Origin of the sequence: Heliobacterium chlorum, from assembly GCF_014502795.1 — a bacterium.
GTDB lineage: Bacteria > Bacillota > Desulfitobacteriia > Heliobacteriales > Heliobacteriaceae > Heliobacterium > Heliobacterium chlorum.
Genome location: NZ_JACVHF010000007.1, coordinates 132,276 through 152,597 on the forward strand (window position 1 = coordinate 132,276; position 20,322 = coordinate 152,597).

General features: G+C 49.0%; 17 protein-coding genes and 1 rRNA gene. 11 read left to right on the forward strand and 7 right to left on the reverse strand.

What is annotated here, in order from left to right:
• Window positions 1–77 precede the first annotated feature (77 nt).
• A complete protein-coding gene (locus H1S01_RS09205) occupies window positions 78–1,577 on the forward strand; it encodes an acetyl-CoA hydrolase/transferase family protein (RefSeq protein ID WP_188039893.1) in 1,500 nt (499 codons plus the stop codon).
• 488 nt (window positions 1,578–2,065) lie between these two features.
• Here H1S01_RS09205 and H1S01_RS09210 read toward each other — a convergent pair whose 3' ends face one another.
• On the reverse strand, window positions 2,066–2,824 hold the full coding sequence (locus H1S01_RS09210) for an LppM family (lipo)protein (protein ID WP_188039894.1): 759 nt from the start codon (window positions 2,822–2,824) through the stop codon (window positions 2,066–2,068).
• Window positions 2,825–3,221: 397 nt separating this feature from the next.
• Between H1S01_RS09210 and H1S01_RS09215 the strand changes: the two genes are divergently transcribed.
• Entirely contained in the window at window positions 3,222–4,592 is a 1,371-nt protein-coding gene (locus tag H1S01_RS09215; RefSeq protein ID WP_188039895.1) for a condensation domain-containing protein, read from the forward strand.
• Window positions 4,593–4,741: 149 nt separating this feature from the next.
• On the opposite strand, the gene H1S01_RS09220 is transcribed toward H1S01_RS09215, so the two are convergent.
• On the reverse strand, window positions 4,742–5,014 hold the full coding sequence (locus tag H1S01_RS09220; protein ID WP_188039897.1) for a hypothetical protein: 273 nt from the start codon (window positions 5,012–5,014) through the stop codon (window positions 4,742–4,744).
• Between the two features lie 384 nt (window positions 5,015–5,398).
• Between H1S01_RS09220 and H1S01_RS09225 the strand changes: the two genes are divergently transcribed.
• From H1S01_RS09225 to H1S01_RS09245, 5 genes are read left to right on the forward strand one after another with little or no spacing between them, the layout of a single operon-like run.
• Complete coding sequence (locus H1S01_RS09225; RefSeq protein WP_188039899.1) at window positions 5,399–6,550, forward strand: radical SAM protein; 1,152 nt, start codon at window positions 5,399–5,401, stop codon at window positions 6,548–6,550.
• A 14-nt stretch (window positions 6,551–6,564) separates the two neighbouring features.
• Window positions 6,565–6,819, forward strand: coding sequence for a hypothetical protein (locus H1S01_RS09230; protein WP_155475934.1), 255 nt, complete (start codon window positions 6,565–6,567; stop codon window positions 6,817–6,819).
• An 18-nt stretch (window positions 6,820–6,837) separates the two neighbouring features.
• Window positions 6,838–8,613: an Hsp70 family protein gene (locus H1S01_RS09235; RefSeq protein ID WP_188039901.1), complete on the forward strand. Its 1,776-nt coding sequence runs from the start codon at window positions 6,838–6,840 to the stop codon at window positions 8,611–8,613.
• A gap of 24 nt (window positions 8,614–8,637) precedes the next feature.
• Window positions 8,638–11,223, forward strand: coding sequence for a helicase HerA domain-containing protein (locus tag H1S01_RS22305; protein ID WP_188039903.1), 2,586 nt, complete (start codon window positions 8,638–8,640; stop codon window positions 11,221–11,223).
• Window positions 11,224–11,273: 50 nt separating this feature from the next.
• Entirely contained in the window at window positions 11,274–11,852 is a 579-nt protein-coding gene (locus H1S01_RS09245; protein WP_188039905.1) for a hypothetical protein, read from the forward strand.
• Window positions 11,853–11,960: 108 nt separating this feature from the next.
• On the opposite strand, the gene H1S01_RS09250 is transcribed toward H1S01_RS09245, so the two are convergent.
• The 3 genes from H1S01_RS09250 to H1S01_RS09260 form a co-directional block, all read right to left on the reverse strand.
• A complete protein-coding gene (locus H1S01_RS09250) occupies window positions 11,961–12,728 on the reverse strand; it encodes a DUF1287 domain-containing protein (RefSeq protein ID WP_243237169.1) in 768 nt (255 codons plus the stop codon).
• Window positions 12,729–12,861: 133 nt separating this feature from the next.
• Window positions 12,862–13,311 (reverse strand): hypothetical protein, encoded by a 450-nt coding sequence (locus tag H1S01_RS09255; protein WP_155475939.1) that lies wholly within the window; start codon window positions 13,309–13,311, stop codon window positions 12,862–12,864.
• A gap of 141 nt (window positions 13,312–13,452) precedes the next feature.
• Window positions 13,453–14,046 carry a TatD family nuclease-associated radical SAM protein gene (locus H1S01_RS09260; RefSeq protein WP_188039907.1) on the reverse strand — a complete coding sequence of 198 codons (594 nt, stop codon included), beginning with the start codon at window positions 14,044–14,046 and terminating at the stop codon, window positions 13,453–13,455.
• 439 nt (window positions 14,047–14,485) lie between these two features.
• Between H1S01_RS09260 and H1S01_RS21440 the strand changes: the two genes are divergently transcribed.
• Both H1S01_RS21440 and H1S01_RS21445 read left to right on the forward strand, forming a co-directional pair.
• Window positions 14,486–14,689, forward strand: coding sequence for an AAA family ATPase (locus tag H1S01_RS21440; RefSeq protein ID WP_341479067.1), 204 nt, complete (start codon window positions 14,486–14,488; stop codon window positions 14,687–14,689).
• Window positions 14,653–15,048 (forward strand): hypothetical protein, encoded by a 396-nt coding sequence (locus H1S01_RS21445; protein WP_243237170.1) that lies wholly within the window; start codon window positions 14,653–14,655, stop codon window positions 15,046–15,048. Before H1S01_RS21440 ends, H1S01_RS21445 begins: the two co-directional genes overlap by 37 nt.
• Window positions 15,049–15,247: 199 nt before the next feature.
• Here the strand turns inward: H1S01_RS21445 and H1S01_RS09270 are convergent, their stop codons facing one another.
• Entirely contained in the window at window positions 15,248–18,931 is a 3,684-nt protein-coding gene (locus H1S01_RS09270; protein ID WP_188039909.1) for an S-layer homology domain-containing protein, read from the reverse strand.
• A 355-nt stretch (window positions 18,932–19,286) separates the two neighbouring features.
• On the opposite strand from H1S01_RS09270, the gene H1S01_RS09275 reads away from it, so the two are divergent.
• A complete protein-coding gene (locus H1S01_RS09275; RefSeq protein WP_188039911.1) occupies window positions 19,287–19,718 on the forward strand; it encodes an IS110 family transposase in 432 nt (143 codons plus the stop codon).
• Window positions 19,719–19,726: 8 nt separating this feature from the next.
• Complete coding sequence (locus tag H1S01_RS22515; protein ID WP_423751921.1) at window positions 19,727–19,852, forward strand: transposase; 126 nt, start codon at window positions 19,727–19,729, stop codon at window positions 19,850–19,852.
• A gap of 265 nt (window positions 19,853–20,117) precedes the next feature.
• Here the strand turns inward: H1S01_RS22515 and H1S01_RS09285 are convergent.
• Window positions 20,118–20,322, reverse strand: a 23S ribosomal RNA gene (locus H1S01_RS09285); the annotation flags it as partial.

Below are 20,322 nucleotides of genomic sequence, written 5' to 3' on the forward strand. Positions count from 1 at the left end.
TTAGAAAATGGCTGAAAAGCGCAAACTTTGTGTGATATCCTCCTGAGTGTTAATTTTAACATCAGGAGGATTTTTGAATGCTTTCCCAACGTTTGCGCAATGCAGCTTTACAGGAACGCGTCGTTACTGCCGAGGAAGCCTGTTCCTGGATTCAAGACGGCATGACCCTTGGTCTCTCTGGTTTCACGGCCGCCGGGGACGTGAAGGTAATTCCCAAGGTACTGGTAGAGCGAGTAAAACGCGAGGGAAAGCCCTTCAAAGTCAACGTTTATACAGGTGCATCCATCAGCTCTGAAATCGACGGCATCTTGGCCGAAGCCAACATCGTGAACATGCGCCTCCCCTACCAGTCAGAAAAACGGATGCGCGGACGCATCAATGAAGGCAATGTCAATTACATGGACCAACACTTGTCCCACACGGCCGAACTGCTCCGCTCGGGCGCTATCCCGCCGGTGGATATCGCCATCGTAGAAGCGGTCGCCATCACTGAAGAAGGGCACATCGTCCCCAGCACTTCTGTGGGCAACTCCCATATCTTTCTCTCTCAGGCGAAAGAGATCATCGTTGAACTGAACGTCGCCCAGCCATTGGCGCTGGAAGGGGTTCACGACATTTACGATCCCGGCCATCAAGGCAGCCGTCAACCAATCCCCCTCACCCAAGCCGGTCAGCGTGTCGGCACGACAGCTATTGCCGTCGATCCTGCCAAAATCCGCGGCATCGTGGTGACCGACCAACCGGACGTGAACTCGGCTATCGTTCCGCCCGATGAAGAGACGGAGATCATGGCTCAACACCTACTCAACTTCCTGAAAGACGAAGTGGTTGCCGGACGCCTCGGCCCCAATCTGGCTCCCCTGCAATCGGGTGTCGGTTCCGTAGCTAATGCCGTCTTCCACGGTTTCCTTTCATCCGATTTTAAAGACTTAGAAGTTTACTCGGAAGTGCTGCAAGATTCCGTCTTTGAACTGCTCGATGCTGACAAGATCAAAGTCGCCTCGGGATGCTCCTTCACCTTATCGCCGAAAAAACACGAAGAGGTTATGTCCAACCTCGATAAGTATAAGGACAAGCTCGTCCTGCGCCCGCAGGAACTTTCCAATAACCCCGGCCTCATCCGCCGACTGGGCCTCATCGCGATCAACACGGCCCTGGAAGTGGACATCTACGGCAACGTAAACTCGACCCATGTCATGGGCACACAGATGATGAACGGAATCGGCGGTTCTGGCGACTTCGCCCGGAACGCTCGCCTCACCTTCTTCTGCACCAAGTCTTACGCCAAAAACGGAAAGATTTCAAGCATCGTTCCCATGGTCTCTCATGTGGACCACACGGAACACGACGTAGATATCATTGTAACCGAACAAGGTCTTGCTGACCTGCGCGGTCTCAGCCCTCGGGAACGAGCCAAGCGGATCATTGAAAACTGCGCCCATCCCTCCTATCGCCCGCAACTTCTGGAGTACTTCGAAGAAGCCCTCCAACGGGGCGGCCATACACCGCATGTCATTGAAAAGGCCCTTTCCTGGCACGGCAAGTTTGTCAAGGAAGGAACCATGTTGGCCGGTTAAACGGTCTCGAATAACCCCTCTGGCAGTGCGTTCACAGATCTCCATCGCTCTTCAGACCCTGCCCGGAACGAAAATAAGGCCTCCGCTATTGACTTTGGTCAACACGGGGGCCTTTTCTTTTAGAAAAGTGCTTTGATAATCAACAAAACGAGAATGATGCCTCCAAAGAGAACACTCGCCGATATCATTCCATCATTTTCCCAGGACCGCTGCTGCTTTTCTGCTTTTCGAAGGACTGGTCCCAGTATCATTTGAGCTTTTTTGGCTTCCTCGTACCAATTAGGAGGTTTAGGCTCCTTTACTCGATATTTCTCGAGAAAAGACATTTTTCATCACCTTAAAGGCAATCTACCGCCAATCGCAGGATAATGACAAAATCTATACGGCCGGTGAAGGGATAAGTTCGCCTTCAACCTTGTCGGAAATAACCGAAAGGCGAAGAGATCCTGTGGACCTCATCGCCTTTCATGCAAAAAAATATAATATGACTACTCCTGAGTCGGGCCGTTTTCCTCTTTCTTGGCTTCCTCTTGGGATACGGCTGCTTCCTTGGAAGCGTTCGAACCCGTCGAGGAGACAATCAGACGGATCAAGCCGATGGCTATCACCAACGCGGCCGCGGAGACCAAGGACATGTCAATCGGATTATATTGGTCAGTGGTGAAGCTGATTTCGTTGGGTTGACCAGGCTTGAGATCCCAGGTCAACACCTTACCTCCCTTGTCCACAGCCGTAGCATTATGCTTTACAGCAGCGTTCGGGAGTTCTACCGTCAGAGTCAGCTTCGCTTGCTTCAGTGCCGATTCGAAAGACGGGGCCAGCCGTTCGTTAGCGGTGACGCTCATATCAGACAAATCGATGACAGAATTCAGGCTGTATGTATCCTTCAAGAAAGATTTTTGTTTGACGAATCCTTCACCGAATTTGCCGAGCAAGATGTCGTCAGAAGCTTCTGCGGAAACATTCGCCACATGCTTGGCCGCATTTAATCCGACGAGACCGTCTTTCTCAACGGCTTCGACAGTGTACCCGGCTTTCTCCGCGTTCTGCTTGAGCTCATCCATGGGGTTACCATTTTCCCCTGTGCCCAATAATGCCTGATTTACCAACACGGTATAGCGAATATCGCCGCTTCCGTCGGAATTAATCTTTACATTAACATCTGATTGGACGCATCCAACCAGGAAAATGGCACAAAGGCCGAGCAGCAGGAACACTTGAAAGACTCTCTTCATCGTTCCTCGCACATATATCACCTCCTTTTATCCCCTGTCATAATGTTATTCTGGAACACCATGAAAAAATGCGATGCAAATATATAAAAATTTCCACAAATAATGAATGTCTCAGCCTTTATTCGAGACTCTTGTCTGCATTATCAGATTAGCTGAGTTTCTTTGACGAATCATACAAAAGAAAAAGGCACCTCTAGCTCTACGTTTCTAGCTGTACCTTTCTAAAAAAGAAAACCCCCGTATGTTCCTTGGCGGCTACGGGGGTTTTCTCGTGTAAATAATCTATGAAAAAATAGTACATTCTTGTCTATCGCGGTTACTCTTCTTTGTACCCGAAAGCACAATCAATATAATATTATTGACACAATACTGCGAACTCACCTGATCATACGCAAGGGAGGCCTCACCCATGCCAAATGTCCAAGCGCCCCTTCGAATGCCTGCCAGCGCGTCCGATTTGTTTAACTATATCAGCCGTTATATCGGATGTAACCACCAAATCCACTGTATCTTAAAGGTAAACGGCTTTATCGATGTAACCCTGCTGCGAAGATGTTTGGCCTTGGCGATCGAAGCTGAGCCGGTGCTGGGATGCCGCTTTATTGAACAAAATCCCCTTTCTTTTTGGGAACGACATGATGATATAGATTCAATAGAACTCTGCTCACTCGTCGAGACCTGCCGGGCAGAAGCCGAACTGCATCGCTTCGTAAATGCACCCGTAGATTCTTATCGAGATCCACAATTACAGATCCGCATTCTGCGTACGGGCCCTTCGGACCTCCTCTGTTTCAAAATCGACCACGCTTGTAGTGATGCCGGAGGCCTTAAAGCCTGTGTCTCTCTCATTGCCTCTCTGTACAACCGCCTATGTATTGACCCAACGTACGAGCTCGAACATAAAAAAGTGGGAAATCGCGATCAAAGTCAGCTTTTCCCCCATCTGAATATTTCTGAAGTGAAAGAAGCCTGGGATCATCAACCTGACCGTTCACAATCGACGATCCTATCGTTTCCATTTCGTTCTTATGACAACGTAACCCCCGAGTTTGCCACCACCCATTTCGATCCCTTGCATTATCAAAAACTACGCAGCTATGCTCATCAAAAAGGGGTTACCATCAACGATGTTCTTCTGACGGCGCTATACCGTGCCTTGTTTTCTACCGCAGATCCTGAGGCAAGAAAGCCGATACCGCTGCAAGTAACCGTTGACCTCCGCCAGTTCCTGCCGACAAAGCAAGCCGACGCGATTTGTAATCTCTCCGGTATCATCACCCCAATGATCGAGCGAATCCCCGGAGAGTCCTTTACGGATACCCTGATGAAAGTATCGACGAAGATGCAGGAACTGAAACGACTTGCACCAGGAATTCGAAGCGTCCTGCTGAGTGAAATCTATGGTAGACTCGGTTTAGGGGAATATTACGATTGGCTCATGTCCGGATGGAATCGATCGGTAGAGACGAAATCATACCCGCCGATTTTTTCGAATATCGGAAAGATCAGCGACGGGAAAATTCACTTTGGTACTTTAGAAGTGACTGACGGGTACATGATCGGACCGGCACTGAGCACTCCCGGATCTCTAATCGCAGCCAGTACCTATCAAGACCACTTAACCCTGGCGATGGCTTTTTATGAGCCTGCAATTTCTAGAAACGAGGTTGCTCAGTTTTTTGACTCTATGTTTCGGGAAATCTATGTAGCCATCGGTGCCCTACCGGCACAAGTACCTGTACGCAAAAGCGTTATCGCTTACAACTTATCGGCTTATTGATGATTGCAACAAAACCATGGCCACATGAGGGCCATGGTTTTTTGTTATTTAGATTTAAAACAGTAAAACCCCCACTGCCCGAGCCGGGTAATGGGAGTTTTACTATTACATTATTATAACATGATCGGCTAACCAAATATATGGGTACGTTACGCCTCACCAGACACGCATGAAAACCGTACGTTCTTAGGCATCCAAACTTCATACTTATTTTTCGCTTTACACCTCGGGCAGACACAGATCATCTCGGCTAAGGCATGGGTTTCATCCGTGACATAGTGGGTGCTGCCAATGTAGATCAGATCGATCGGCTCCGTGTTCGGCATCGTATCGTTATAACTCTTCCCATTTACAGATAACTCGAAACGACCACGACAAGCCCGACAAGACAGAATCACCGGCTTTTGGCTGCTAATAATCACAAGAACCACTCCTCCTCTTTAGCTACCTATGTACTACGTGTAATGACAATGACGTTTTTTAAAGCGAAAAGCGGCCATTTCGTAGTCATCGACTCACAAAATGGCCGCTCTGCCATGCTATCCCTCTAATCACAATACCTTGAACCAGTTCTTTTTATAAAGTGATCATACACTGATTTTAGAATCAATGTCAATCAGTAGAATTCGTATTTCCCAAAATTTATTGAACAAAAACTGACCCCCTGTAATCGTAACCCTTATCTCATCCAATAGTATGCATATAGAGAAATATATCGTAAAAATTTGTCGATAAAACAGGAAATTTTCGAGTTAGATCGAACATTCGAAATATAGGAAAATTCTTTGCAAAGGAGGACACCCCGGTTGAAAAAAGAGCATCTATATTTCCAGGACAAAGAATGCGGACATCCAAATCATCTCCGTCGCACAAGAGGCTTAGTGATCACCTACCAGTGCAACCTCGACTGTCTCTATTGCTATGTGTCGAACAAGTCTGATAAACAAATGCCCCTGGACGTGGCCAAACAAGCGATTGCAGACAGCTTTGTGGACAGATCGGGGAATTCCTTTCAAGAAGTGGAGATTGATTTTTTAGGCGCTGAACCCTTATGTGCTTTTGATAAGATAAAAGAGATCGCCCTCTGGATGTGGAGCCAACCATGGCCAAAACCCTATATCCTCTTTGCCACGACCAATGGAACCCTGCTCAATGAGGAAATGAAAGACTGGTTTCATACCCACCGAGAACGGTTTGTCCTCGGACTCAGCTACGATGGAGACGAAGAGACCCAAAACGTAAACCGCTCTGATTCATCCAGACAAATCGATCTCGACTTTTTCCAAAAAAATTGGCCCCAACAACCGATTAAAATGACCATTTCCGAAAAAACCGTCCATCGGCTTGCCGATGGAATTATTTTTCTGCAAGAAAAAGGTTTCGATATTCACGCTAACCCAGCGAACGGCACGATTCCCTGGAGTGAGGCAAGTATCGCTGAATATAGCCGGCAGTTGGCCAAACTCATCGATTACTACCTAGACCATCCCGAAGTCCCTCGCGTTTCCTTGTTGGATGTGGACTTGAAAACACTCTTGACTTCCCGATCGAGTTTTGAGAACAAGTACTGCGGTGCCGGGGTCGCTTTTGACGTCGTTGATGTGGACGGCAAAGAATACCCCTGCCATCTCTTTTCACCGTTAGTTTTGTCCAAATCGAAAATCTATGCCTTGCGGTCACTCAACTTCCATGCCAAAGAACCCTTCATCGATCCAAAATGCAAGAACTGTGTCTTAGAACACATTTGCCCCACCTGTTATGGCATGAATTATCGTTCCACATCCAATCCGGCACTGCGAGAAGTAACCTTATGCAAATTATACATGTTGCAAATCCTCGCCAATAGTAAGTTGCAAGCAAAAATATTGGCAAGAAAACAAAGCTTGTCCGCCGAGGATAAAGAGATCGCTTACGTGATTCAGACCATCTATCAGTTACTGAACAAAAAAACAATGTAAAAGAGGGATCGTTGATGATAGAAAAGTCCGATATCCTAAAAGAATCTTTAGAGTTGGGCCATGAAGGAGCCGATGTGAAACCCGATGCCCTTGAGCCCTTATCCCTATCGAAAGAAGAGTTGGCCAACATCAAGGAGATCGCCGGAGAGCATACTCCCCAGATCCACGAAACCCATTCGATTTCTTTTGGTTGCTCCTGTGGCGGAAGCTGTTATCTCGTCTGCCGCAACAGTTGTGCCTCAGCATGCTTATCCTCATACAGTCACTGAAGAAAGCGGGGATTCGACGTGGCCAAATACATCCGTTATATCGGCATCGATTTTGGTACCAACAACACCGTACTATGCTGGCGATTGTACAATACAGAAACTAAAGAATGGGGACAAATCCATACCCTGAATGAAGGCACCTCCTCTACCATCCCGTCCTTAATCTATGTCTCAGGAAACGGAGAACCTCTCTTCGGCGAAAAGGTGACCTCCCGGATCAGTTACTACAAAAGTATGGGGGACAAAGGGACCTTATATAACCGCTTTAAGATGGACATCCCCAGTGAAGACGAGAAAAAGCGGAAAGCCGCCTTCGAAGCATCCGTAACTTTTTTGAAGTATCTTTACGATCGTTATAAACAGCAACCGATCGATGCCCTTCCCAAAGAGGTAAAACCGTCCGATATTGAAGAGCGAACCTATGTGAGTTACCCCACCCGTTGGCCTCAGTTCGCCCGGCGCCTTACGGAAGAGGCAGTGTCAGCGGCTGGGTTCAAAAATGTCAACGTCGATCATAAATGTACCGAAGAGCCTTATGCAGCCTTTCGATATCTCCTGTTGCATTCGAATGAACAAGTCTCTCAGCTTGAAGCGAAAGGCATCCTCATCCATGGAAGACCGGTCTTTGTGCTCGTGGTCGATATGGGGGCAGGCACGACGGACGTCTCCCTAATTCGATTTGTACCGGGAGGCGCCGAGGATAAGCGAAACGAAGTCCTGTTAAACTACCCATCGCCATCGAACGACGCCGAAGCCAAAAAATGGACCTTCGGCGGTGGGGATATCGACAACGCCTTGACGGATTTGTTGAAAAACTTCCTCGTCAGCGACGCCAAAGAAGTGCTGAACTCCTACGCGGAATGGTCGGAGGAACCTGTAGACAAGCTCTTGCAAGATCTGCTCTACCCTTTGAACATTCGAAGTTGGAAAGAAGAGAGCGTCAACTCGGTACTGTCCGACAACAAAACTTGCACCACCTTCCCCAGTTCGTTTCATGGAATGCTAGCCAAAAAACTCCCTCCCTTGCGCCTTGACCGCACGACCTATGCCAAATACTGCGGCGATGGAATGAACCGCTTTTGCCACATCGTCAACGGCGCCGTCCAAAAAGCCATGGAACTCAAGCAGATCCCCAATGCCGAAGCGATCGATCTCGTCGTATTGACCGGTGGTCATAGCAAGAGTTGGTTTGTTCGCGATTTGCTTTATGGCAAAACCCTCCCGGGCACGTCGACAACGATCGAACTACCGAAGATCAAACGAGAGCCAAACCGGATCATGCAGTGGAAGATCCCAGAGGAAACCGTCGCTCGCGGCCTTTGCACCTTATTGGAATCGAAACCTTTTCGCCACCGCCTCACCCATTCCGTTTGGATTCGGGTCCAGGAAAAGTATTATGAAAAATTCAGAGTGTCCAACTGCTCTGGCTGGAAGTGCCTCATCGATCACCGGGCAAGCGATATCATCCTTCCCGTGAAAAAGACAGCAACCCTCAATTTCACCGTCGAAAATCATCCCAAATACGATAACCTGCACTTTAATGTGGAAGTAGCCGTTGGCGAAACCCTCGATGAAGCCGTGAAAAAATCTTACCTCGCCGTCGTAGACCAATCGGTTGTCGCCAACCTCGTTGTCGACGTCATGTTATTAGGTACACGATGGTTGACGGATATCAGCGCCGACTATAGGATGGACAATACGATTCTGATCAAAGAAGACCTATCCATCGACTGGAATTATGAACTGTCAGGCTATGGCGAACATGGCAGTGGGAAAATCGAGTTAAAACCCTAATGTGCAGATTGGCGGTGAACGATAGTGAAAATTTCAAAGCAAAGCAGTCAAGAGTTCAAAAAGCTGAGCCGGCCGATTGAAAAAAACTATGAACTACATATCCTTCCGGAAGAATCGCAATGGAAAAACATCGTCAACTATGTGCTTGAACGGGCCTATTTGCAAGAACTCTCGTCAACAGAACAGTTTCCCGACGAAGCAGCCTTTGAGCAGAACCGGCAATTTTCGTGGATGCAAATCATCCGCATCCCTACATCCCCTTCTGACGCACCCCATCCGTCCATTCAAGCACAATGGCAAAGTGTACTCAGTGCCTGCCACTGCTGGGGAAGCCGCTTTGTCTTTTTGCTGATTCGTCTGCAGGGAAAAACCTACCTTTGTTTAGGAAGCTGCAACTTAACGGGTAAGCTATCCACCGAAGACGCGATCCAGCAGCTCTGCCAAGCCGTTACCAGCCAGTTGGCCGGTTGTGAGATCAAAAAAATGAGCGAAGCAGATGTCTATCGCACGATCGTAAGACCGCTCGGCCGCTTCCCTGTTTTAGGCTGCGTTACGGGGATTCCGTCTAAACGAAAAAATGTCTATGATTCTGATTTTGTTCAAACCTTAGATAAAGTTGCCTTCGGCCTGCGGGAACAAGATTTCGAAACGGACTACTCCGTCGCCATTATCGCCGATCCGGTAAACGACGCGGAAATTGCCGAGATCATCGCCAACTATCGCGATTTTAGTTCCTCTGTCCATCAATGGGTCAAGCGAACGTCCACGACCAGCCAAGGACAAGCCAAAGGGGAAAGCGTCAATGTGGGCGCATCGATCGGCTCCGGAAATCTCATCCCCGTCGATGTCAATGCCAGCGTAGGCTATGCCCGCTACAACGTCGATATCAACTCCCAATCGGTGGGCACCGAACTGGTCGACAAGATGGCCAAATATACGGAAGAACTAGTCGATAAACATATCCAGCGGTTGCAGCAAGGCCGTAATCTCGGTTTCTGGAATGTGAGCGTTCATGTTCATGGCAATGACTACGCCACTACCCAAACCATCCTCGGACTGCTCCGCTCCATTTACTCCGGCGATGAATCCTATATTGAACCGATTCGGTTGCACATCCTCCCCCCCGGCACTGGAGCGGCCACCTATGCCAAAGCATTCAGCCATATTCCCCTGTCGAGCACATTAAATCGACCCAAAAGCTCCTCCTGGGAAAATCCGCTCGGCCGCATCCTCGGCATGGCCTCCACCCCGATGAATACAGAAGAACTGTCCATCGCCTCCAGCCTTCCACGCAAAGATGTTCCGGGCCTCCGCTTCGTCCGCAATGCCGTGCGTTTTGCCACCAATCCGCCCATGCTCAAAGATAAAAACGCACCAACCATGAAGCTCGGCCGGATTATGGACACAGGCATCCGCCTATCGAGCCAATATTCCTTCAACATCCATTCACTCACACGGCATGCCTTTGTCACCGGCATCACCGGTAGCGGGAAATCGACTACCTGCCAGCAGATCCTCCGCGAAGTCGTCTCATCGACAGAGGCACCCGTGTTCGTTCTCGAACCGGCGAAAGAGGAATATGTCAAGTGGGCACAGGAAATGAATGAATCGTTGCCTCCGGAAAAGCAATTTTTCATCTATATGCCCGGAAACTTCGTCGATGCCAGCCATTATAAAAAACTACGGCTCAACCCTTTTGCCCCTGCCGTGGAAAAAGGGGCGCCTGCCGATCACTACGGTCGCTGCGAACGACTATCGACGATCTTCTCCACCAGTCTGCCCATGGATGGAATTCTCCCTTACATTTTTGAAGAAGCCCTTTTTGAAACGATGCGGATCGCCTTAGCCGATGAAAGGTGCCCCGACCACGGCGTATGCCCCAGCTTAAAGGAATATCCCACCCTCGAGGAAGTCCGAGAGATTGCCCTTTGCTTGCTTGCCACTCGAGGATATACGAGCGATTTTACAGACCAGTTGAAAGCAGCCATCACGACGCGGATTAACGCACTACAGCGGGGCTTTAAAAAAGACCTCTTCGGCTGCACAGCATCGACGCCCCCGACCGAACTCTTTGGCCGAAATGTGGTCATCAATTTGAGCCGACTCGCCAATGAAAAAGATCGGGCTTTGGTCATGTCTTTATTGTTAACGAACCTGTTTGAATACAGAAATGCGAAATATCAGCATGATTCGGTCTATCGCAGTAAAGCGAATGAAGGTGAATTATGTCATCTAGCGGTCATTGAAGAAGCCCACAGGATTCTGAGAAATCCACAGATGGATTTCAATAATACGGGAAATCCCCAGTCGGCCTTAGCCTCTCTTTTTAGTGAAATGTTGACGGAAATGCGCAGTTATGGGCAAGGCGTGATGGTCGTCGACCAAGTCCCGTCCGATCTCATTCCGAACGTCATGAAAAATACCAATTTAAAAATCGTCCATCGCTTAGTTTCCCGCGACGACTGTGAAGCGGTAACCGCATCGATGAGCCTCAAAGAAGAACAAAAGGATATCATTGGCCTTCTGCCGATCGGAGAAGCCATCGTCTGCGGTGCTTTCGATGATGCAGCGGCCTGGGTGGAAGTAGATGGTGGGGGGACAAGACAATGAAAAGCGGCCGTGAGAAAAAGCCCTCCCTTCTCACATCATGGTGGGACAAGGTGACAACTAAAAAAACCTTCGTTGACGAAACGGTGGTGGCAGAACCGGGAGACGCTCCATCGCAAGAACTCGATACACCGGTTTGCCAAGCTAACGAGGCCGATGATACAAATCCGCTCATGTCCGCCCAAGAAGAATTCCAAGCACGTCTGAGCGATTTTCGCGACTGTTACGAGCAGTTATATCGGGGGGTACAAGGAGAAGAGGAACTCCTTCGCAATGCGATCGTCGAATGGTCCTATCGGATCGATAAAGAAAAATCAAGTCCCCTATCTCGTTACTGGAATCAACTGGTTCAATCAGAAGGACTCGACAGCGAACCGAACAAGTGGAATCAGTCCCCTCTGTTTATGCTGCAAAGGCTCGGCGAAACATGGTTAGCCCTCATTCAAGCTTGGGGCGTCCGAAGAGATTCGATCGAAAATCCTACTCCCTTTTCGATCGACTTGCTCGATAAGTACAGCTTTTTGGGAACGGCTGAACCCAACCAGCCCGTGTATGTACTCCGTTACGCCTGGTTATTTGGGGAAAGGATTATTGAAAAAGGGGAACTGTCAAGAAAAAATCAATCCTTTTGATACGGAAGTAAAAAAATCCCCCGTACGACTCCAATGAGGCGGCGGGGGATTTCTATTAATTGGGAAGCAACGTTCGAACCAAAAAGTATAGTCCCCCATTCACCCCGTTTAGGGTAACAGAGGACTATTCTTGATATATCGAAAATGATAGTCAATCTTTGCTGGCCAGAGGACGAGGGCATTTTCTTCTCGAGGTGTCGGACCACTGTTATGGATAACCAGCGGAATCCCGTCGCTTCGGCGTCGATCGGAAACAACGCCAATATGCTCTAAAGAAGTCCCGAGCCCGAAGACGACGATGTCTCCCGGCTGCCACTCAACGAGATTGGCTGCATCACCAGAAACTACATCGGTCGTCAACATCTGCCCGTACCGCTTAAAGAAAACAACCAGGTTAGGAACACGGCGAAAATCAATGTTCGGATCGGGACGCATAGCCACACGAGGATAAGCCCGGGGATTTTTTCGGATGTCTTCATCGACCAAAGCTTTTAGATCATAGCCGGCGTCTCGAAAAGCCCGCCAGACCACATCGGTGCAGACGCCCTCTGTATCCGGTGGATAACCACCGACGTAGTAGTTGCTTTGATAAATAGGTTTTCGGTCTACCTCACTCCGTGCACCTGCCGCGATATCGAGAGAATCATCAAGCCCGTCCCTATCTCGATCCTGTCCTGAAAGCACTAATGAAACGTCCACTTTTGGTTGAAAGGGAAGACGGGACTGTGACAATAAACCTGAGCCAAGTTCGATGATTCCCCCAAGCATTCGCCCGGCCAATTGGGGATTTGCCGTCTTTAGCCACCCTATCGCAAGGGCAAAAACAGTGAAAATGCCTATCGCCAGGACCGCAACATGGGGCCTGCCTTTTTGCATCAGCTAAACCCATCCAATCCCAAAGTTCTCGTTTTCGCACCCTCTCACGAGGGTACATCATCTATTCCGATTCGATGTGCAGAATGCATCTATTGTCCTAACTGTGACAGAAAAACGGGGGAGAAAGTGGTTTCTATTGCCCGATTGATACCTCACCATGTTCGACAACGAGCTTCACTCGGGTCACTAGGGATCGTTCTTTGGTATTTTTGTTTTCCCGAACGATTTCTATAGCACCCCCTGCCCGTAAAACAGCTAAAAACTCATAAGGCCCCACACTAATGAGAGACTTTTCAGCTAAACTCAGGTTGCTTACTCCTTGCCAATCGATACTTCCATCAGGACGAATCACCGTAGCCCCCTCGGCTTTCCACTGGTCATACTGGGCTTGCCACTTTTCTGTAACCAACCGAACAAGTTCGTCCCGACTGACGTTTGCAGCCGTGTCGGCCATAGTCCCAGCCACCGATTGGGCTTGATTCACTACATCTTTGGCTTGATTGATCGCCGTTTGCTTATCAACGGTGCCACAACCGGCCAGCAGTATCCCTGTGAGTGTGATGGTGGTGATTAATTTACGCATACATAAGACTCCTTTAATTTCTGGTTGGGTGACTGGATCTAGCACTTTCCCTATGTCAAGATAAGAATTAGCTTTCGATAATCTGGTATTAAAGATACCGCAGAAGGAGATTTAGTGCAATCGCTTCCGACCTGGACATGTTTAACCCCCAAAATGCCTAACTCGAAATTCGACGCCGATTTGCTGTGCCAACTCCCGGCAAGCTTCGATGTCTTCTACAGATATGACATTGACGACGGATAACACAACACGGGGAATGTACTTTTTGCATTTGGCCGCAAAGTCCAAAACCGCGGGGAATGCTTTTTCCCCATAAACGGGTTTGCATAACCCTTGGTACTCTTTCGCGTTTTTTGCGTTTAAACTGATAGATATGGTGTTTATCCATCCTTCTAATAAGGGCGTTATGTCCCTGTTAAAAATCAGGCTTCCATGACCGTTTGTGTTGACTCGGATCGGGAGATTATATCTTCCTTTGATTTTCTTAGATATCTCGATAAGATCATACAAGCGAATCATCGGTTCGCCATACCCACAAAATACGATTTCACGGCATTGAGAGAGATCTCTTTTCTCGATGTCATCGAGAACTTCCTTCACGGTTGGTTCCCGCTCTAGCCATAGGTTGTATTCACCCAAACCAGCCGGGCTATTTCGAACGCAAAAGTTACAATCACAAGTACAGCGGTTAGTTATATTCAGATATAAGGAGTTATCGATTGTATAAGTAATCACCGTCTATGCTCCCTCTCTCACATTAGATCTTCGTACTCATCGTTTGGAATACCTAGTTTTCTCCCATCGTGCTAAGTCAAAGAGACCGGTTTTTCACTAGTGTAACACAAAGAGATCACCTTATTGTCCAATATGTAACTGTGAGCATGTAACATCGCCTGATCAAAAACAAAGCACCAACGACATGTATATCATTGGTGCTTTACGATATCCCTCAAAACTACACAGAGGGGATAAATTTATTTTGATTCCGCTACGGACGGTTCCCACGTCGTTACCGGCGCTAAAGCGCCGGCGACTGAGGTCACCCAGTCCCGCTGCAACAAAATAAATTTTTCTGATTTACCCGGAATCTGCCACCGGACAAGTTTTTGCCTCCCAGGGTCACCGGGAGTTATTGGCCCGATTGAACCATGTGGTCGAGTCTGGGACCTTGGTCGTGATTACGGGACATGTAGGCTCCGGCAAGTCGACAGCCCTTCGCTCGGCCATGTATACGCTCGATGTGTCCCGGTACCGCTTTATTTATCTGGCTCATTCGGGATTAACCCCTAAAGAGTTTTACAGTTCGTCTTGCACCACGTCTATGTCACCCCGAAACGGGGGATGGCGGAGAACAAACGCCTCCTCATCCAAGCCCTGATGGAATGGAGCCGAAAATGGGTCAAAACGGTGATTGTAATTGATGAAGCCCCTGAATTAGATGTCTCCATGATATCCGAACCGCGCTTCGCCCTCAACTACCAGGTCGATTCTTATTCTCCGCTGGCCATTATCCTCCTTGGACAACCCAACTTGCGGGAGACGCTTCAACTACAGGTGCTCGACTGCATTGGTCAGCGAATAACGGTCTTTTATCATGTGCCGACATTAACCGAAGAGGAAGTGGAACCCTATGTGTTGCACCATCTCCAATTGGCCAATTTTGACCGACAGATTTTTACGGATGAAGCCATCACTGACAGCAAATTAAATATGAAAGCTCACCGTCAATTGCGGTAAATTACATTACCAGTCGTGGAGGTATTTTTCTATGTCAAGCACCAGAATTTTTTGGCGAAATTCCATACTGGTTAAGGGTTTAACGGACTTTTAATCTGCGAAACTTGAGTAAATAATTCAAAACCGCCGATAAAAGAGAAACTCGCAAGCGGCAGGGCCGCGAGAAACGACCGTGACCGCTGGCAGTTTTCTAGAGAACTTAGATCAAATTTGACTTTTGCAACAGTTTTCTAACGATGGTAGCTGCCTCCGCCCTTGTGATGTTATCCTTCGGGGCGAGCAAATGGCTTTCTCTTCCTGTGATTATCCCTGTCTTTACACAGGCTGCGATGCCGTTACGGGCATACTCGGCCGAATCGTTTACGTCGAGGAATTCTTTGAGCAATGAATCGATGGTTCCGTTCTCAAAGGTCGTTTTTAATCCGGTTATGTTCATGGCCCGGTTTACCAGCGTCATCGCCTGTTCACGGGTGATGGTATCCAAGGGACCGAATGTACCGTTGCCATAGCCGGTGATCAGTCGATAGGCGGCGGCTGTTTGGATATAATCACGATACCATGCCCCATCGCTGACATCTGTGAAGTGGGGATTGTCGCCCTCTCCGGGTTTCAGCCCCAATGCGTTGACCATAATGGCGGCAAATTCTGCCCGGGTGATTTCACTGTCTGGCGCAAATTGGTCGTCTCCCACGCCACGGATAACGAGCCGGGAACCCATATCATTGACCGCTTCCTTGGCCCAATGGTTGACCGTGTCCCGGAATTCAAACGGGTGCCAGATGACAGAGTAGGTGCTGTTTGTCAGACTGTTGATCTGGGCGTAGTACCTTCCATTAATGACAATTACCTTAGTCGGCACATGCCGGACCGAACCGTCCGGCTCGACAATAATCCCCGTCGTAATTTTAGAGGGATCGACACCGTCAGGCAAGGCGATGGTTCTTTCTACGAAAGCATTGAATTGATGGATATCCACTTTTTTGTCACCGTAGGCGCAGGTAACGGAAAAATCAATCGGCGGCGCAACGATCGTATACTTTCCTTTTTCGGCTACGCTATCGATTACTTTAACCATGGCGTTCGTTGTTTTAGCTACCTCGATGCTGACTTTGATGTCAGGCAGTTGCACACCCTGTCCCAGTTGCGACGAAACGGCGTCAAGGTCGATCTGCTGCGCCGGTAGCGTATAGGTTGCGTTTTCGGTCTTTACCTCTACGAGCGCTTCTTTCAACTGCATGGTCTTCATCAATTGTCCGGTTAACTCACCTACGATGACGTCGCTTGACGCATTGACTGGGATGCGAACTACAGCCTTGTTTCCTTCTTGCTCCAGTTTTTGTTCCACTTTTTGTTGATTGACAACGATGGTGATAACCGTTTTTTCTCCCTCTTTTGTGGCTACCGCCACGCCTGCGCTTTCAGCCTTTCCGTTGACATCCACATTCACGTCCCTGTTCGTGCCATCCGGCGTGGCGCCTGTCGGAGACGCCTGGTTCGCACCGGCGTTGTCGCTGCTGTGGCCGCTACCGCTGTTATTTTGACCGCCGCCGCCTCCGCTTGCAGGCGCAAACGGCGTTGCGCTCACTTCATTAGAGTTGCCGCTCTCACCGGCGCTATTGCCGGCCCTAACGACAAAATAATAGGTTGTGCCGTTGAGCAACCCCGTGGCGGTATAGCCATAGACCGCGTCGCCTACCGTGGCTACCGGAGCGGTATATCCTCCTGCGTTGGTCGCTTCGTACACCCTGTAGCCGGTTGCGTCGCCTACACCGTTCCATTCCAGCGCGACCTGGCCGTTGCCGGCTGTTGCTGACAATCCCGTCGGATTCGCCGGGGCGCTTGGCGTCGGTGGGGTCGGCGGCGTCGGCGGGGCAGGCGCCCGGGTTACATAAATTGTATAGGTCTTCGGGCTTTTCCCTGCCTCTGTCGCCACAATGGCAATCGTCTTCGCTTCCCCAGCCGTCAGAGCGATCTCGCCGGAGGTTTGCCCACTCGGCACAGTGACCCCATCGACTGTGATTGTTCCTGCGCCCGTCGGTGTGACGGTAAGGCTGTACACACTATTTGCGACAGTTACGCCGTTATACACATAGATGTTTCCGACAAAAGCAAAGTTATTGGGGGAGCCGCTCAGAACAATGCCGGTTAAGTCTTGACTCGGCAACAATGGGGCAGGCGCCGTCGATATATCCTCCGCAGCGAGTTGCTTCTGATAGAATCGAACCACATTGCCGTTGCTGTCCACGTCGTACACCTGGAGGTATTTTCCTGAAGCCACCCCGGTCGTGATCTCGGTTCCCGAGATATAGTCGCCGGTTACGTTGACGCCGCTTGCCGGCGCCGCATCCCCCACATCCGGCGTAGGTGTTGCCGCATCGGTGAGCGTCGCGACGAATTTCACCGTCGGGCTTTCCGTGATCGTCGCCCTCGTCGAACCTGTCGTGTTACCGGGAGCTACAGCAACAGTAAGCGCCGGAGCCAGATCGGGGATCCGGATCTGCAGCTTGACGCTCTCAATGTCTTTTACGTCCTTGTCGATGATGTACATATCTTTCGCGCCAGCCGTCAGTCCGGTCAACATGATCGTGTTTTCGCTTGTGTCATTGACCGTGCCGGAACCGGATGTATCAATCGCCGGCGCTGCGGCGCCTTTCGCAACGACGGCTGTATAGTATTGACCCGCCTTGTCTGACGTGAACGTTACGGTGGCATCGGTTGAGCTGGCGCGTTGCACCGTTCCGGCTGTCAAAGCCGGCCTCGGCGCGTATCCTGGCGCTTTTGAGTCGGCGTCAATCCAAAACATCGACTTTAGATAGGGGTAAGATACGTGGGTGCGCGTATCGACAATCGACCAGGTGTTCGTAAAGTCCCAATTGCCAAAGGTGTCTTGTCTCACCAGTTTGCCTTTTGTGACAGCGGCGCTGTTGGGGTCGTTCACATCGGTCTTCAGGTAGTACACATCGGAAAGGGTGCCCCACGGCGTGCCCTCGACGCCACCGATTAAACTGGAGGAATCTCCGGTGACGTTTATTTGGCCGACATTATAGCAGTTCACGATGTTCGAGTAATCCGAGCCGACGATGCCGCCTGCATAATACGTCACCGACGCGTTAACGGCATCAATATCGCCGATGTTAAAACAGTTTGAAACGGTTCCGTCATCCAACGTGCCAACAATACCGCCCAAAACAGCGTTGCACACTTGCGTTTTTCGGATATTCGCGGAGTTAGAACAGTTCGATACGGTCCCGCCGTTCATATAACCGATGATGCCGCCGATATATGTGTTGATAACGATTGAATTGCTTACGATTTCGCTATTGCCGATAATGTGACAGTTGGTTATTGTTACGTTTTTTCCCTGTGCTACAATTCCGCCCGCCCCCGCGGATTCCAGAGCCGTTGATTCATCGAACATGTAGTCATTCAGGATCAGGTTTTCTATTTTTCCGCCTAATACATAACCAAAAAACCCTTGATCTGTCACTGCCGATGAAATCGTTAGCGTCAAATTGCTGATCGTATGGTTACCGCCATCATACACTCCCCGAAAGGCGCTTTGCGCACCTAAGGTTGAACTTCCAATGCGCTCAAAGGTGGTAATCCCGGACATATCAAGATCTGCTGTCTGCCTATAGCAGGCTGTTCGATAGGATGCATACGGTTCTGATGCGCTATTGTTGTTAATTGCGCTGGATAACCACAACAAGTTTTCCGGGGAAGCGATCCGGTAGGGGTCGTCTGTTGTTCCCGAACCGGAGGGCATGATGGGCGTCGACGGAAGGGCCTGCGCCGGCATCACCGTAGCCGGCCACAGTTGTACCATTAACGAAAACAACATGGCAAGGACCACTATAATCCTTTTTTCTCTCTTTATTGCCATAGTGAAAAACATCTCCTTTGAATAATTATTTTTCCATAATCTTTACTATTTTACTTCTAATGCATAGCCCTTCCCTTCTCACATTATAAAACGTTTAGACTTTCAAATCATCAATCAGTCCATATGCAAAGCATGTATATTTCCTTTATCATTTGTTTAAATTATAAATTATACCAATTTAGACTATCTTTTTATAAACAAAAACCGGTAGCTTGCATGCTACCGGAAGGTCAATGTCTTCACGACCCTATTTATCTGTCAAAGCCTGACGGCGACCGCGCTTTTCGTGAACGTCTCGTACTTTGATTCGGATTATCTTTCTGGTTCTACCATGGTGGGAAAGGGATTTTTCACGATGGATTCCATTTTGGAGCGTTGTGCTGGACTGGAAGTTCATCACGAAACGGTTGTAGCCTGTATACTCGCGGGACCATTAAACCCCTCCCCCAAACCACAAACTCGCACCTTTGAAACTACAACGGAAGAATTAATTGAACTCGGACAATGGTTGATGGACAACGAACGCACGCATGTGGTGATGGAGAGTACAGGGGTTTATTGGAAGCCGGTATGGAATATCCTCGAAGCCTATGATTTCACATTGCTCCTTGCAAATGCCCATCATGTAAAAAGCCTTCCTGGTCGTAAAACGGACGTTAACGATGCGGAATGGACTCGCCAAATTGCTTCGTTGCGGTCTGATCGAAAGCAGTTTTGTCCCATCCGTGGAAATACGAGAGTTGAGGACTTAACCCACTACCGAAAAAAGTTAGTCCATGATACGTAACGATCATTCTGGCGGAAATCGGACCCGATATGAATCATTTCGAAAATGAGCATCATTTAGCAGCCTGGGCATGCATTTGTCCGGGAAATCATGAGAGGCAAGAAAAAGAAGAGGGGGAGAGCGAGGTCCGGTAACAAGAACTTAAAATCTGCACTTTGTAATATTCAAAATGCTCTCAATCAACTGAACGGAGAAAATTTAATGCCAAATCAATTTTGAATGTCACGTGTTTCTGTGGTTAGGGGCCATAAACCGTCGAAATCGAGACCGTCTAAAGATATCGATGCACTGGTTAAGTTGAAGCTATGATATAAAAAAGAAGTCTATCGCTCTCTAAAGCAATAAACTTCTTTTCATACCCAAAACTGAACAGGAGTAAAAGTATTTGAGCGCATGATTAAGGTCAAGTCCTCGACCGATTCGTACCCGTCGACTGAACACCTCACGGCGTGTACATCTCGGGCCGATCAACCAGGTCATCTTCCTGGGGTCTTACCTCTTTCGAGTGGGAAGTCTCATCTTTGGGTCGGTTTCGCGCTTAGATGCTTTCAGCGCTTATCCGCTCCCGACATAGCTACCCAGCGCTGCCGTTGGCACGACAACT

Excerpts from the sequence above, each read along its gene's own strand:
- H1S01_RS09205 (WP_188039893.1), top strand. The coding sequence starts at position 78 with ATGCTTTCCCAACGTTTGCGCAATGCAGCTTTACAGGAACGCGTCGTT.
- H1S01_RS09215 (WP_188039895.1), top strand. The coding sequence starts at position 3,222 with ATGCCAAATGTCCAAGCGCCCCTTCGAATGCCTGCCAGCGCGTCCGAT.
- H1S01_RS09230 (WP_155475934.1), top strand. The coding sequence starts at position 6,565 with ATGATAGAAAAGTCCGATATCCTAAAAGAATCTTTAGAGTTGGGCCAT.
- H1S01_RS09250 (WP_243237169.1), bottom strand. The coding sequence starts at position 12,728 with ATGCAAAAAGGCAGGCCCCATGTTGCGGTCCTGGCGATAGGCATTTTC.
- H1S01_RS09255 (WP_155475939.1), bottom strand. The coding sequence starts at position 13,311 with ATGCGTAAATTAATCACCACCATCACACTCACAGGGATACTGCTGGCC.
- H1S01_RS21445 (WP_243237170.1), top strand. The coding sequence starts at position 14,653 with ATGGCGGAGAACAAACGCCTCCTCATCCAAGCCCTGATGGAATGGAGC.
- H1S01_RS09270 (WP_188039909.1), bottom strand. The coding sequence starts at position 18,931 with ATGGCAATAAAGAGAGAAAAAAGGATTATAGTGGTCCTTGCCATGTTG.
- H1S01_RS09275 (WP_188039911.1), top strand. The coding sequence starts at position 19,287 with ATGGATTCCATTTTGGAGCGTTGTGCTGGACTGGAAGTTCATCACGAA.